This is a genomic window from Klebsiella sp. R445, from assembly GCF_051131755.1.
Classification (GTDB): domain Bacteria; phylum Pseudomonadota; class Gammaproteobacteria; order Enterobacterales; family Enterobacteriaceae; genus Klebsiella; species Klebsiella lignicola.
The window spans coordinates 2,506,754-2,518,569 of sequence record NZ_CP180446.1 but is presented as its reverse complement, the minus strand read 5'-3'; the positions used below and the strand labels follow the sequence as shown (position 1 = coordinate 2,518,569).

General features: G+C 58.5%; 10 protein-coding genes and 1 pseudogene. All 11 read right to left on the bottom strand.

Features of this window, described 5'->3' with window-relative positions; all coding sequences use genetic code 11:
- The 11 genes and pseudogenes from ACMYSN_RS11740 to hpaH all read right to left on the bottom strand — a co-directional run bounded on the left by ACMYSN_RS11740 (position 1) and on the right by hpaH (position 11,758).
- Positions 1–663 carry a LysE family translocator gene (locus ACMYSN_RS11740; protein WP_462498084.1) on the bottom strand — a complete coding sequence of 221 codons (663 nt, stop codon included), beginning with the start codon at positions 661–663 and terminating at the stop codon, positions 1–3.
- 46 nt (positions 664–709) lie between these two features.
- A pseudogene (locus ACMYSN_RS11735) lies at positions 710–1,526 on the bottom strand (AraC family transcriptional regulator).
- 223 nt (positions 1,527–1,749) lie between these two features.
- Positions 1,750–2,703 carry a GTP-binding protein gene (yjiA, locus tag ACMYSN_RS11730; protein ID WP_462498083.1) on the bottom strand — a complete coding sequence of 318 codons (954 nt, stop codon included), beginning with the start codon at positions 2,701–2,703 and terminating at the stop codon, positions 1,750–1,752.
- Positions 2,704–2,714: 11 nt separating this feature from the next.
- The gene (locus ACMYSN_RS11725) at positions 2,715–2,918 is read right to left on the bottom strand and encodes a YbdD/YjiX family protein (RefSeq protein WP_123757659.1); all 204 of its coding nucleotides are present in this window, start codon (positions 2,916–2,918) and stop codon (positions 2,715–2,717) included.
- Positions 2,919–3,042: 124 nt separating this feature from the next.
- Complete coding sequence (locus ACMYSN_RS11720; RefSeq protein WP_123757658.1) at positions 3,043–5,193, bottom strand: carbon starvation CstA family protein; 2,151 nt, start codon at positions 5,191–5,193, stop codon at positions 3,043–3,045.
- 289 nt (positions 5,194–5,482) lie between these two features.
- Positions 5,483–5,995 (bottom strand): PNPOx family protein, encoded by a 513-nt coding sequence (locus ACMYSN_RS11715; protein WP_462498082.1) that lies wholly within the window; start codon positions 5,993–5,995, stop codon positions 5,483–5,485.
- 19 nt (positions 5,996–6,014) lie between these two features.
- Entirely contained in the window at positions 6,015–7,577 is a 1,563-nt protein-coding gene (hpaB, locus tag ACMYSN_RS11710; protein ID WP_174509066.1) for a 4-hydroxyphenylacetate 3-monooxygenase, oxygenase component, read from the bottom strand.
- A 295-nt stretch (positions 7,578–7,872) separates the two neighbouring features.
- Complete coding sequence (gene hpaA / locus ACMYSN_RS11705; RefSeq protein WP_462498081.1) at positions 7,873–8,763, bottom strand: 4-hydroxyphenylacetate catabolism regulatory protein HpaA; 891 nt, start codon at positions 8,761–8,763, stop codon at positions 7,873–7,875.
- 9 nt (positions 8,764–8,772) lie between these two features.
- Positions 8,773–10,125, bottom strand: a complete 1,353-nt coding sequence (hpaX, locus tag ACMYSN_RS11700; protein WP_462498080.1) for a 4-hydroxyphenylacetate permease — start codon at positions 10,123–10,125, stop codon at positions 8,773–8,775.
- A 21-nt stretch (positions 10,126–10,146) separates the two neighbouring features.
- The gene (hpaI, locus tag ACMYSN_RS11695) at positions 10,147–10,944 is read right to left on the bottom strand and encodes an HpcH/HpaI aldolase/citrate lyase family protein (RefSeq protein WP_462498079.1); all 798 of its coding nucleotides are present in this window, start codon (positions 10,942–10,944) and stop codon (positions 10,147–10,149) included.
- Between the two features lie 10 nt (positions 10,945–10,954).
- The gene (hpaH, locus tag ACMYSN_RS11690; RefSeq protein ID WP_123757652.1) at positions 10,955–11,758 is read right to left on the bottom strand and encodes a 2-oxo-hept-4-ene-1,7-dioate hydratase; all 804 of its coding nucleotides are present in this window, start codon (positions 11,756–11,758) and stop codon (positions 10,955–10,957) included.
- Between the last annotated feature and the right edge of the window lie 58 nt (positions 11,759–11,816).

Genomic DNA, 11,816 nt, shown 5'->3' with positions numbered 1-11,816 from the left:
TTAAGCATATAACCTGACGGCAGACTCGTGCAAAAACTGCCACACAATCCACAGTCCAAAACCTGTCAGTACCGCGCCCGCGGCCCGCTCGACGCGCCAGATCACGCCGGATAAGCGATGCTGGATTGGCCCCAGCGCCATCAGCGAGACCAGCAAGAGATCCCATATCAGCACCACGCTGACCATCCAGATGCCGCAGCTTGTCTGTTGGATCAAGGTGACATCGGGACCGAGCAACGAAGTCATTAACGCCAGATAAAACAGGGCGTTCTTGGGATTGAGCAACGATGACCCCAGACCCAGCAGCAGCTGTTTACCCGGCGAGGGACGGGAAGCGCGCGCGGCCTGCCACTCCAGAGTGGCCGGGGCGCTTTTCAGCAACTGGCGGCCAATCCACAGCAGATACACCGCACCCAACAGTTCAACCACCGTAAACAGCAGCGGAACCTGACGCAGCACGCCCCAGCCGATAATCGCCAGCACAATGTACAGCCCGTTGCCAACGGCGATACCAAGGCACAGGCCGACGCTGCCGCGCAGGCGATAGCGCAGGGCGTAACCCATCAGTAAAAAGAAATCGGGTCCTGGGCTGAGCAGGGCAACGAAGTGGGAGAGCGCCAGCGCCGGAAAGGCGGGCGGGAAAAGCGACGTAAACATATCCATAGCGACCTCTGAACAAATCAGCGGTCAGCCTACGTCAGAGAAAGCATCACTTATTGTTTGATATTGATCGGTCTTGCGGCGTACTGACGCGGCGTGGCGGCGGTATAGCTGACAAAGGTTTTATGGAAGTGGCTCTGGTCGGCAAAACCGGCCTGATAGCCGACGTCGGCTATTTCATCCCCGGCGCGCAGCCGCGCTTTGGCAAATTCGATGCGCGTCATGTTCATATAACTGGCGGGTGTCAGGCCGGTATCCTGCTTGAAGGTGCGGATCAGCGTCTCTTTACGCAGGTCAAACTCGTGGGCCAGGACGTCGAGCGAAGGCGGAGCCTGCGGGTCAGTCGCCAGGCGATGAGAAAGCTGCGAGCTGGTGTCGCGCAGCGGCGGCACGTCGGCGGGATGCAGCGGCAGCGAGCGGAGAAATTGCGCCACCAGCGCGGGCAGTTCTGCCGTTTGCTGCTGCGTCATCAGGGTCACTATCTGCTGATAGCGATCGAAAAGCTGAGGGTCCCGGAGCACCGGTTGCGGCGCATGCAGTTGCGTCTGGCTTGGGAGAGGCGGCAGTTGCTGCAGGCACCACGTCACGTCGAGATACAGCATATGGTAGCTGCGTGGCTGACCATCGCACGGGTTACAGCTGTGTGGAGCGTTGGCCGGGATAACGATCAGATCGCCCGGCCGCAGCAGATACGTTTGCCCGCCGCACTGGCAGCAGGTTTCCCCGGCGATAATGGCCCCCAGCGACAGTTGCGGATGGCGATGGCGTTTATAGGCCTGACGGCTGTGCCGGGTGCTGCGCAGCTCCAGCCAGGGCAGTGTCTCGTCGCGCCAGAAGGTCTGCGCAATATCACGGGTGTGGCTCACGGCACGCTCCTGTGCTGAGGGGATGGCTCGTTTATAGCACGGCTGCCCGGGGCTGTCTTCGGTCTGTTTTGGTGAATTTTTGCGAGCAGGCTGCAGAAAATATGTCGTTATTACCGTCGGGGAAAAAGCGTTTCCGGCCCGGCCACAATGAAAAAAAGCGCCGCGATGACCGGGCGATATTCGCCCGGAAGCCACGATAACTGCCGCAGGTTGCGAGCGGTTATCAACGCAAGCTGGCAAACGCCGCGCGGATCTCTTCTTCCGGCAGATTAATGCCGATAAACACCAGCGTACTGTGTGGCGTTTCGTCGCCCCAGGGGCGGTCCCAGTCGGCGCTGTACAGGCGCTGGACGCCCTGGAACAGCAGGCGGTTCGGCTCGCCATCAATCCACAGCATCCCTTTATAGCGCATCAGCTGTTCGGCGAAAGAGAGCAGCAGGTTTTCCATCACCCGGGAGACTGCGCTGATATCGACCGGGTAATCCAGTTCGACCACGATAGAGGCGACGTCGTTTTGTTTATCAGCCATAAAGTGGAAGCGCGGTTTATTATTGACCACGTTCTCTTCCAGCATAAAGCCGCTGGTATTAAACAGCAGGCTCAGATCGATATCGCCATGGGTCACGGTATATATCGGCGCCCGGGCGTTGATGCGCGTCAGCCGTTCACGTAAGGCGTCGCTGTTGCCTACGACGTCGGTTTTGGTCAGCAGAATACGGTCGGCATAGCCCACTTGCGACTGGGCAATGGTGAACTGGCTCATCTGCTGATCCGCATGGACCGCATCCACCAGCGCAATCACGCCGTCCAGCAGATAGCGCTCGCACAGTATCTCATGGGAGAAAAAGGTCTGGATAATCGGACCGGGGTCGGCCATACCGGTGCACTCAATCACCAGCCGGTCAAAATCAATCTCGCCGCGATCGCGGCTGTCGAGCAGGTCGAGCAACGCATCTTCCAGCTCGTTCGAGCGGGTGCAGCAGATGCAGCCGTTAGTCAGGGTTTTGATCTGGGTGGCGCGGTCGCCAATCAGCTGATCGTCTACCGCGACTTCACCAAATTCATTTTCAATGACGGCAATCTTAAACCCGTGCTGTGCATTGAGAATATGGCGCAGCAGGGTGGTTTTCCCCGCGCCAAGAAAGCCGGTCAACAGGGTCACTGCAATCGGTGCCATTTTGCCTCCATTTAACAGCAGCGCACGCCACCTTTGCCGTCACCGCCGTAGCGGGCCTGCTGGCGTTCGCGAAAGAATTCATCGTAGGTCATGTACGGCTTATCCGGATGGGTGGCTTTCATGTGTTCGACATAATTATCGTAGTCCGGAATGCCAATCAGCATCTTCGCCGCCTGACCGAGGTATTTTTTTGCCTGACCCAAGTTACCAAACATAGTGCCATCCAGATATACCCTTTTGTCTTTCGGGCAGCGTCTGCGTTGCCGCCTTGTTACCGCCCGAAATCCATTGGATATAAAGATAAAACCCGGTGCAATCAGCTGCACCGGGCATGAGGGGTTAGTGATGCGAAGAGGTCTTCACGCCACCTTCCGGTACTGGTACGTACGGCGTCTCTTTATCGGTGCGCACTTTGTTGTTACGCACGTTGATCCAGGTTTTGATGCCGTAGAAGATGATGCTGTAAACCACCACCAGGAACAGAATGCTCAACCCGGCGTTGGTGTAGTTGTTCACTACAATATGGTTCATGTTGGCAATCTGCTGCGCGCTCAGTTCACCGCCGGCGGCAATCTTCTCTTTGTACTGCTGAGCCATAAAGAAGAAGCCTTCCATCTGCGGGTTGGTGCTGAACAGTTTCAGACCCAGCGCCCAGGTGGTGCACAGCAGCAGCCATGCGGCCGGGATAACGGTGACCCAGATGTATTTAGTACGCTGCATTTTGACCAGCACCACGGTACCCAGCACCAGCGCCACGGCAGCCAGCATCTGGTTCGAGATACCAAACAGCGGCCACAGGCTCTTGACGCCGCCGAGCGGGTCGACAACGCCCTGATACAGCAGATAACCCCACAGGCCTACGCAACCGGCGGTGCCGACAATCCCGGCCACCAGCGAGTCGGTTTTCTTGAGGAACGGCACGAAGTTACCCAGCAGATCCTGGAGCATAAAGCGACCGGCACGGGTACCGGCATCCAGCGCGGTGAGGATAAACAGCGCTTCAAACAGAATACCGAAGTGGTACCAGAAGCCCATATCCGCCATCGGGATGATTTTGTGGAACACGTGGGCGATACCGACGGCCAGCGTTGGTGCGCCACCTGCACGGTTCAGTACCGACGGTTCGCCGATATCTTTCGCCGTTTGCAGGATCTGCTCAGGGGTGATGACGAAGCCCCAGGAGCTGACGGTTGCTGCCGCATGCACGGTAACTTCTTTCAGTTGCGCAGCGATCATTGCCGCATTTTCGCCACCCATTTCGTGCAGGTTTGGCATCACAATGCCCAGACCGGCTGGCGGGGTGTTCATCGCAAAGTAGAGGCCCGGTTCAATGATAGAGGCTGCTACCAGCGCCATCACCGCCACAAAGGACTCCATCAACATTGCACCGTAGCCGATAAAGCGGGCGTCGGTTTCATTCGCCAGCAGCTTCGGCGTGGTGCCGGATGCGATCAGCGCGTGGAAGCCCGATACCGCACCACAGGCGATGGTGATAAACAGGAACGGGAACAGGGCGCCTTTCCACAGCGGACCGGTACCATCGATGTACTGGGTCACTGCCGGCATTTTCAGGTCCGGGTTGAGGATCACGATCCCCAGCGCCAGGCCGACGATAACGCCGATTTTCAGGAAGGTCGCGAGGTAGTCACGCGGTGCCAGAATCAGCCATACCGGCAGCAGCGCGGAGATAAACGCATAACCAATCAGGGTGAAGGTAATGGTGGTGTCTTTAAAGGTCAGTGCCGGGCCCCAGTACGGGTCGTGGGCAATCACGCCGCCGAAATAGATAGAGGCCACCAGCAGCACGATACCAATCACCGACACTTCGCCCACGCGACCGGGGCGCAGGAAGCGCATGTAGATCCCCATAAACAGCGCGATCGGCACGGTTGAGCAGACGGTAAAGACGCCCCACGGGCTCTCTGCCAGCGCTTTTACTACGATCAGTGCCAGAACTGCGAGGATGATGATCATAATCAGGAAGCAGCCAAACAGGGCGATAGAACCCGGAATCGGCCCCATCTCTTCTTTGATCATTTCCCCGAGGGATGACCCGTTACGGCGCGAGGAGATAAACAGCACCATAAAGTCCTGCACCGCCCCCGCCAGCACCACGCCCGCCAGCAGCCACAGGGTGCCGGGCAGATAGCCCATTTGCGCTGCCAGCACCGGGCCGACCAGCGGACCTGCCCCGGCAATGGCGGCAAAGTGGTGGCCAAACAGCACGTAGCGGTTGGTGGGAACGTAGTTCAGTCCATCGTTATTGATGACCGCCGGCGTCGCGCGCGTGGGGTCAAGCTTCATCACCTTCTGGGCGATGTACAGGCTGTAGTAGCGATAGGCCACCAGATAGACGGAAACCGACGCCACGACAATCCACAGGGCACTGACGTGTTCACCGCGGCGCAGGGCGACGACCGAGAGGCAAAATGCCCCGATGATTCCAAGAATCACCCAGGGTATATGTTTAAAGAGTTTTTTTGTGTCCATAGTAGACCCGGTTTTTTGATTAATAACTGGCCGAAACCGTTTAAGGTTGAGTAATGTTTGCGGAGGTTTTGATTGCTCTGTCAGGGGCATTCTGCCAGAACGCAGGCTGCGTAAAGTTGGGTAAGTTTGTGAGTGGTTATATGGGGGGCTGAGCGGTCACTTGGCAGGATAAGCGGTTGGGCAGGAAATGAGCAGAACGGCAATATGTGATTGAGATCACATGTATTCTTGCGGTTTTTCCCTCCCCGCGGAGGGGAGGGAAATGTGAATCAGATAGAAAACGAGCGAATCAGACCGCCACTTCCATCTCCATCATCACCGGATGGAAACGGCGCTTGAAGTAAATCAGCCCGTGGCCTTCCTGACTCAGGACGATGTTTTTGATCTCAACCAGATAGACCAGGTGGCTACCGATGGTCTGTACCTGGCTTATTTCACCTTCAAGGCAGGCCAGCGATCCTTTCAGGAGCGGTTGTCCCAGCGCCCCTTTTTGCCAGCAGGAGAGGCTGAAGCGCTCTTCCATGGCCATGCCGGTCATCCCGGCGAAGTGGCGGGCCATCACTTCCTGCTCATGGTTCAGCACGTTAATACACAGTTTGCCGTTCCCCTGGAACACCGGGTTCATGGCGCTGTTGGCGTTGATGCAGACCATAACCGACGGCGGCGTATCGGTCACCGAGCACACCGCCGTCGCGGTGATACCGCAGCGGCCGGCTTCGCCTTCGGTGGTAATGACGTTGACCGCAGCCGACAGGCTGGACATAGCATCGCGAAAACGCAGGCGTTGTTCATCTAATTGCATTGTGACCTCCTGCTGCGAATTACTTCAGCAGCTTATCCAACATATTGATATCAGAGTTGTTGTGCAGGTGCGGCACCGTCCAGCCGTGCTGGTCGTACTCGGACAGACAACGGTCGACCATGGCCATCATTTTGTCCATATTGCCGGAGCTTTGTGCCTGACGCAGGCACTGCAGGCGGATCTCGTCCTGGCTCCCGGAGTAGTTGATTTCATACAATTCATGACGACCGCCGAATTCGCTGCCGATGGCGTCCCACATCAATTTGAGGATCTTGATACGCTCGACGTGATCCATACCGTTAGAGCCGCGGACATATTTTGCCAGGTACTGGTCGATCTGCGGATTATTCAGATCGCGGGCGCTGGAAGGCAGGTAGATCAGGCCGCTGGTGACGTTACGCTCGATGATATTTTTGATCTTGGCGTAGGCCATCGGCGCCATCACGCGGTAGGTTTGCAGCGCCGCATGATCCGGCAGCCAGGCACCGTTTACCCACGGGGTGGCTTCTGAACACATCGAGTCGCTCAGCGCCCAGAACATATTGCGCCACGCGACGACTTCGCCGAGATCGGCCTGCACGCCGCGGAATTCCATGGTGCCGGTACATTCCAGAGAGCGCTTGAGCAGGGCGGTGATAAAGTCGAGTTTGACCGCCAGGCGCACGCAGGCCTGCAGCGGATACATGCGGGCAAAGCCCCCTTCCATGGTCCAGCGACGGCAGCGATCGAAGTCGCGATAGATCAGCACGTTTTCCCAAGGGATCAGCACTTTATCCATCACCAGGATCGCGTCATTTTCGTCAAAACGGCTGGAGAGCGGATAGTCGTATGGCGATCCGGTGGCACCGGCGACCATCTCGTAAGAGGCGCGGGAGATGAGCTTCACGCCTTCGGCGTCCATCGGGGCGACGAACATCAGGGCGAAGTCCGGGTTCTCACCCATCACCTGAGCAGAGCCAAACCCGATCATGTTGTAGTGGGTCAGCGCCGAGTTGGTGGCAACCACTTTTGCGCCGCTGACGATGATCCCGGCGTCGGTCTCTTTTTCCAGCTTGATGTAGACGTCTTTTACTTCGTCAGCGGGTTTATGGCGGTCGATCGGCGGGTTGACGATCGCGTGGTTAAAGTACAGGCCGGTTTCCTGAATGCGGGTGTACCAGTTGCGGGCGTTCTGCTCGAACTGGCCGTAAAACGCCGGGTTAGCGCCGAGAGCACAGCCGAAGGCGGCTTTGTAATCCGGGGTGCGGCCCATCCAGCCGTAGCTCAGGCGGGACCATTCGGCGATGGCGTCGCGCTGCTGGCGCAGGTCGTTGGCGCTTTTTGCCACGCGGAAGAATTTATGGGTATAGCCGCCGCTGCCGGTATCGGTGTTCCAGCACAGCGAATCCTGCAGCTCCGGTTTGTGCAGGGCGTCGTACAGCTGCCCGACGGAGGCGGCGGCGTTGCGGAATGCCGGATGCGTGGTGACATCTTTGACGCGCTCGCCGTAGATATAAATTTCGCGGCCGTCCTGCAGGCTTTTCAGGTACTCTTCACCGGTTAACGGGCGTTTAGCGTCTGCGCGGAAATCTTCAGGTTTCATAGGGGCCTCTTCAGTATTCATCGGAATCTCCCGTCCTGCGTCGGACGCCGTAGAGTGGCGGTAGCCGAACGCTTTCAGGGGGATAAATGTTAAATTTATGTATTGTTTTTGTTGTTCAATTGAAGCGGTTAAACGCGGTTTCGTGAAGAGACTTTTGGGTCAACGGCAGGTACTTTTCAGGCTGGGTTTGGTTCTGTGATCCAGGCGATGTTTTCACCCTGGAGGCCCGTATTTTCCCCCGTGTTGGCATTGGTGGTAGCCCGGACAGGTGCGCAGCACCGCCTCCGGGAAGGTCTTAGGATACCGGGACTTTTTGCGTTCTGTACGCGCTCGGTGAGCAGCCCACCAGGCGGTTAAAAAAGCGGGCGAAATAGGCTGGGTCTTTAAAACCGAGCTGCCAGGCGATCTCGTTGACCGCGCTGTCGGAAAACAGCAGCAGCCGTTTGGCTTCGCGTAGCTGGCGGTCGAAGATCAGCCGCTTTGGCGGCCGGTTGGCAAAGCGGCGGCAAATATCGGTCAGCCTTGATTCAGTGACATGCAGCTCATTGGCATAGTCCGGTACCGTCCAGTGCTGGTGGTAGTGGCTGTCGATCATCTGGTTAAAACGCTGAAACAGCTTCAGTTCGCCGCGCATCCCGCTGGCGGCATGATCGTCGAGCCGGGCGTTGCGCAGCAGTAGCGTGAACACCGCCTGCGCCAGCAGCGCCAGAGTATGATCACGCCCGGCCAGCTGTGACGTCGACTCGCGTTTAATCAGCTGCCAGTAATGCGCCAGCGCCGTCAGCTCATCAGGTTTATCGGCCAGCGACAGGCACATCCCCGGCAGGCCGAAGGCTTCCCGGGTGCCGGGGTAGAGCACTTCCAGCAGCGGCCAGATCAGATCCTCATGCACCGTCAGTACATGCCCGTCGCTGTCGGACTCGGTGATAAACGCGTGCGGCACCGACGGCGGCGTCAGGACAAACAGCGGCGCCTGCACCGAGTAGCGGTGATCGTCGAGCTGCAGCTCAATCTGCCCGGTATCGAGAAAATGCATCTGAAAGTACCGATCGTGCCGATGCGCCTGCATATCGCGGCCAAAAAAGGCCGCCATACGGGCAAACGACTGGTAGTGCACGTCCTCGGTCCCCAGACTCTCATCGTAATCTTTGTTGATATCGATATTCGCGATTGAGGGCTGGCACATACGTACTCCTTAATGGCTTTTCTGTGCGGCAAGTCCCGCCGCCGCCGCGGCATCATCCCGCTGGCTCATCGGGATCCTGGTCAGCACCAGCGCACCAACGATCAGCAGTCCAGCGACAAACCACAGCCCGGAGCTAAAGCTACCGGTGGTGTCGCGCAGGATGCCGATCAACAGCGGACTGACGGCGGATCCAATGTTGCCGATGGCGTTGATCACCGCCAGCGCCACCGCCCGGGATTGCAGGCTAATCACCCGATCCGGTGTGGTCCAGAAAATCGCCATCGCGGTAAAGGAGCCGACGGACGCCATGATGATGCCGATGAGCTGAACCAGGCTGTGGTTGGTGGCAGAGGCTAACAGCCAGCCGGCAGCGGCGAACAGATAGGGCAGGATGGTGTGCATCTTGCGCTCTTTACGCCGGTCGGATCGTCGGCTCCACCACAGCATCCCGAAGATGGTACAGAACTGGGGGATCGCCGCCAGCAGGCCGATCACAATGTTGCTGCTGCCGGTATTGAAGCTTTGCAGGATCTGCGGGGTCCAGATATTAATCGCGCTCAGGGTATTGGTCAGGCAGAAGTAGGCGAGGGTGTACATCAGCACCGCTGGCGTCAGCACTTCGCGCAGCGTCGAGCGGCCCGAGGTCGGCAGCACGGTGGCGCTTTCCCGCTCGCGCTCAATCATGGTTTTCAGCGCCTGCTTCTCCTCCTGATCAAGCCAGCTGGCCTGATCCGGGGTATCGTTCAGGTAGAACCAGGTGACGATGCCAAGCACCACTGACGGCAGCCCTTCCAGCAGGAACAACCACTGCCAGCCCTTCAGGTTCCACAGGCCGTCGAGCGCCAGAATATAGCCAGAGAGGATTGAGCCGAGCATCATGGTCACCGGCATCGCTATCATAAACAGGGCGTTAGCGCGGGCGCGGTGATAGGCCGGGAACCACCAGGTCAGATAGACGAGGATCCCCGGCAGGAAACCGGCCTCGGCAATGCCCACCAGCATCCGCAGAAGATAAAGCGTATGCGGGTTGGTGGCGAACATCGTGCAGGTTGAGGCAATCCCCCACACCACCATGATCCCGGCGATCCAGCGGCGAGCGCCGACCTTCGCCAGCATCATATTGCTGGGGATCCCACACATCACGTAGGTAACGTAAAACAGCGTGGCGGCAAGGCCGAACATGGTGGAGGTCAGACCGAGATCTTTGCCCATCGTCAGGCCGGCGAAGCCGATGTTGATACGGTCGAGAAACGAGAAGACAAAGAGCACAAACAGGAACGTAATGAGACGACGGAACAGCTTCTTTATCACCCGTTGTTCGGGGGCGTTATTCTCACTATTTTGCAGGGTTGAGGTTGTCATAATGCGCTCCACATTATCCGTTTAATAGACGGATTTATTGTTATCGGTTGTGGTGGTTGCTGCGTCGATAAAGCGTGCCGCCAGCGCTTCTGCACCGCGGGCCAGCAGGGTGGTATCTACGCCAACGGCGACAAACAGCGCGCCGAGCTCGAGATAGCGTTTTGCCAGCTGCTCGTTTGCCATCAGAATGCCCGGGGCTTTGCCAGCCTGGCGAATCTGGACGATGGCGCTTTCAATGGCCGCCTGCACTTCTGGGTGCTGCGGGTTGCCGCCGAAGCCCATATCGGCACTGAGATCCGCCGGGCCGATAAACACCCCGTCGACGCCTTCCACGTCGAGGATCTGCGGCAGATTTTTTAACGCCTCGCGGGTCTCAATCTGCACCAGCACGCACATGGCATCGTTGGCCTGATGAAGATAGTTCGGGACACGGTTCCAGCGGGAAGCCCGCGCCAGGGCGCTGCCCACGCCGCGAATACCGGCCGGCGGATAGCGGGTGGCTTTCACCGCCAGCCGCGCTTCGTCAGCGTTTTGTACCATCGGCACCAGCAGGGTTTGCGCGCCAACATCCAGCAGCTGTTTGATTTGCACCGGGTCGTTCCACGACGGGCGTACCACCGGTTGGCTGGGGTAAGGCGCGATGGCCTGGAGCTGGGTCAGTACGGTCTGGACGTTGTTTGGCGCGTGTTCGCCGTCGATCAGCAGCCAGTCAAATCCGGCCCCGGCCAGCAGCTCGGCGCTGTAGTTGCTGCACAGCCCCAGCCACAATCCGATTTGCGGGCGCCCGGCCTGGAGCGCCTCTTTAAAGGTGTTGTTCATCTCTTTCCCCTTACACAAAGCGGCAGCTAATCGCGCCCATGTTGCCGTAATCGACGTGGAAGGTGTCGCCCTTGCGCGCCGGTACCGGACGGGTAAACGAGCCGCCGAGGATAATCTGTCCGGCTTCCAGCTGAACGTCGTGGGCTGCCAGCTTATTCGCCAGCCAGGCGACGCCATTGGCCGGGTGATTCAGCACGCCTGCGGCAACACCGGTCTCTTCGATGACTCCGTTGCGATACATCAGCGCGGAGATCCAGCGCAGATCCAGCTCATCGGGTTTAATCGGCCGACCGCCAAGGATCACCCCGGCGTTGGCGGCGTTATCGGAGATGGTGTCGAACACTTTGCGCGGGCGCTGGGTTTCAGGATCGATGTTGTGGCAGCGGGCGTCGATCAGCTCCAGCGCCGGGATCACGTAATCGGTGGCGTTGTAGACGTCGAACAGCGTGCAGTTCGGCCCGCGCAGCGGTTTCGCCAGCACAAAAGCCAGTTCAACTTCAATGCGCGGCACGATAAAGCGGTCGGTAGGAATGTCGCTGCCGTCGTGGAAGAACATATCGTCGAGCAGCGCGCCGTAGTCCGGTTCGCTGATTTGCGAACTGGCCTGCATCGCTTTGGAGGTCAGGCCGATCTTATGGCCTTTGAGCACCCGGCCTTCGGCGATCTTCATCTCGACCCACTCGCGCTGGACGGCGTAAGCGTCCTCAATGGTGATCGATGGGTAATCCAGAGAGATCGCGCGGATCTGTTCACGCTGTTTTTCGGCCTGATTTAGCCGTTGGGCGATCAGCGTGCGGGTCTGTTTATCGAGCATAGTGGCTTCCTGTAGCATTACCGGAAAATGGGCATCATCGGGTAGCCCGGCGAAGCGT

What these genes read in the sequence shown, in the direction of transcription:
- ACMYSN_RS11740 (WP_462498084.1), bottom strand. Translation starts at nt 663, where the DNA reads ATGGATATGTTTACGTCGCTTTTCCCGCCCGCCTTTCCGGCGCTGGCG.
- hpaH (WP_123757652.1), bottom strand. Translation starts at nt 11,758, where the DNA reads ATGCTCGATAAACAGACCCGCACGCTGATCGCCCAACGGCTAAATCAG.
- hpaI (WP_462498079.1), bottom strand. Translation starts at nt 10,944, where the DNA reads ATGAACAACACCTTTAAAGAGGCGCTCCAGGCCGGGCGCCCGCAAATC.
- ACMYSN_RS11720 (WP_123757658.1), bottom strand. Translation starts at nt 5,193, where the DNA reads ATGGACACAAAAAAACTCTTTAAACATATACCCTGGGTGATTCTTGGA.
- ACMYSN_RS11725 (WP_123757659.1), bottom strand. Translation starts at nt 2,918, where the DNA reads ATGTTTGGTAACTTGGGTCAGGCAAAAAAATACCTCGGTCAGGCGGCG.
- hpaB (WP_174509066.1), bottom strand. Translation starts at nt 7,577, where the DNA reads ATGAAACCTGAAGATTTCCGCGCAGACGCTAAACGCCCGTTAACCGGT.
- yjiA (WP_462498083.1), bottom strand. Translation starts at nt 2,703, where the DNA reads ATGGCACCGATTGCAGTGACCCTGTTGACCGGCTTTCTTGGCGCGGGG.
- hpaA (WP_462498081.1), bottom strand. Translation starts at nt 8,763, where the DNA reads ATGTGCCAGCCCTCAATCGCGAATATCGATATCAACAAAGATTACGAT.
- ACMYSN_RS11715 (WP_462498082.1), bottom strand. Translation starts at nt 5,995, where the DNA reads ATGCAATTAGATGAACAACGCCTGCGTTTTCGCGATGCTATGTCCAGC.
- hpaX (WP_462498080.1), bottom strand. Translation starts at nt 10,125, where the DNA reads ATGACAACCTCAACCCTGCAAAATAGTGAGAATAACGCCCCCGAACAA.